At 77.4% G+C, this 1,829-nt stretch carries 2 protein-coding genes; both read right to left on the bottom strand.

The annotated features are described in order from the left end of the window. Nucleotides 1-296: SDR family NAD(P)-dependent oxidoreductase (locus FNQ90_RS21835; RefSeq protein WP_182607918.1), on the bottom strand; the 296-nt coding region annotated here is incomplete at its 3' end. Between the two features lie 429 nt (nucleotides 297-725). Next, the coding region (locus FNQ90_RS21830) for an ABC transporter ATP-binding protein (RefSeq protein WP_407699416.1) at nucleotides 726-1,829 on the bottom strand (1,104 nt) is incomplete at its 5' end.

The raw sequence follows: 1,829 nt of genomic DNA, 5'->3' as shown, positions 1-1,829 counted from the left end.
GCCCCGTGGCCCCCGCACGACCCCCGGAAGTCCACGCCACCTCCGGCGGTCACACGATGGCCCTTCCCGATGCGGACCGGGTCCTCGACCGGGTCGCGAGGGCGGACTCGCGTCTCGGGCGGTGAAGCCGCCGTCGACGTGGATCGAGGCTCCGGTGATGTACGCGCGCGTTCCGCGCCGTTCTCGTAGGTCAGGACGACATCGGCGCCTTCCTCGGCCGGCCGTAACGCGACGGCGGCGCCGATGCCCCGGCTTCCGCCCGTGATCAGGGCCACGTTTCCCTCGAGTCGATTCATGGAGTTGATCACCACGGGCGCCGGTGTCGGAAGCCGGCGAAAATCCGACCCGGAACTCTCCGCGGAGGGAGCGACCCCGTCCCGATCATGAAGCCCCGCCGGAGTACGAGAGGTTCACCCGGCCGGGACACCCCCACGAAGGTCGCGAAGTCGCCCGGGCGTGACCGCGAGCCCGTTGCGGAGCCGTTCGCTCTCCCCGTTCGGCCCCGGGTCGGCGTCCCGTCGCGCTCTCACCACGGGCGCGGGTGACGTGGCGTGGCGGTGCTCCGCCGCCGGTCGGGCGGAGCGGGCCGTGCCCGTGGTGAGAACGCGACGGGTGGGACGCGGCCGGGGCCACGCGGCGCGCGGCACCGTCCGGCCCGTCGCGGGGCCCGTCGCGGGCACGGGAAACGCGTCAACGCCCTCCGGGTGGCCACGGCCGGACCACGATCAACTTCCTCGGGGTTCTCCGTGCCCCGACCCCCCACCCCCGGCCAGGTGGCAGGCCGCGCCGTCCCGATCGGCGGGCAGCGGCGGGAGCGGCCGGGTGCGGCAGGCGTCGGCGTGCGGCGGCGCGACCTCCGGACACCGGGGGTGGAAGCGGCAGCCGCCCGGCACGGCCGCCGCGTCCGGGGACTCCCCGACCAGCGGCCGTCGGCCCTCCGGCGGCATATCCGGGAGCACCGACAACAGGGCCCGGGTGTAGGGGTGCCGGGGGGCGGTGAGGACCTCCGCGGTGGGGCCGATCTCGACGATCCGCCCCAGGTACATCACCGCGACCCGGTCCGCGATGTTCCAGGCCAGGCCGAGGTCGTGGGTGACGACGAGGGCCGCGAGCCCCGTCTCGTCGCGCAGGCGCAGCAGCAGGGCGAGGATCTCCCCGCGCACCGAGGCGTCGAGGGAGGCGACGGGTTCGTCGGCTACCAGCACCGAGGGCCCGGTGACCAGGGCACCGGCGATGACCACGCGCTGGCGCTGGCCGCCGGAGAGTTCGTGCGGGCGGGCGTGGAAGAACCGCTCGGGGGGCCGCAGGCCGGCCCGGGCCAGGGCCGCGGCCACGCGCTCGGGTTCCCGGTCCCGGATGCCGTGCACCCGCAGGCCCTCGGCGACCGCCTCGTACACCGTGTGGCGGGGGTTGAGGGCCCCGGTGGGGTCCTGGAGGACCAGCTGGGCGGCGCGGCGGAAGGCCAACAGGCCGCGTCGGCTCCGGGGCAGCGGACGGCCCCGGTGCAGGACCTCGCCGGCGGTGGGGGGTTCCAGGCCCAGCAGGGCCCGGGCGACGGTGGTCTTGCCGCAGCCGGATTCCCCGGCGAGGGCGAGGATCTCGCCGGGGCGCAGGTCGAGGTCGACGCCGTCCACGGCGCGGGCCACCCGGCGGCCGGGCAGCGGGAAGCCGACGGCCAGACCCCGGGCGCCGAGCACGGCCTCCCCGGTGGGGCCGGGGGCGCCCCCGGGCCGGTGGGCGTCGCCCGTGGCCGTGGCCGCGGACCCCGTGCGGTCGACGTCCCCCGGCGTGACGGGCGCGGCCCCCGGGCCCGGGTCTCCCGCTCCGGG

The organism is Streptomyces alkaliphilus, assembly GCF_014141535.1.
GTDB lineage: Bacteria > Actinomycetota > Actinomycetes > Streptomycetales > Streptomycetaceae > Streptomyces > Streptomyces alkaliphilus.
This window is presented reverse-complemented; position numbering and strand designations above follow the sequence as displayed.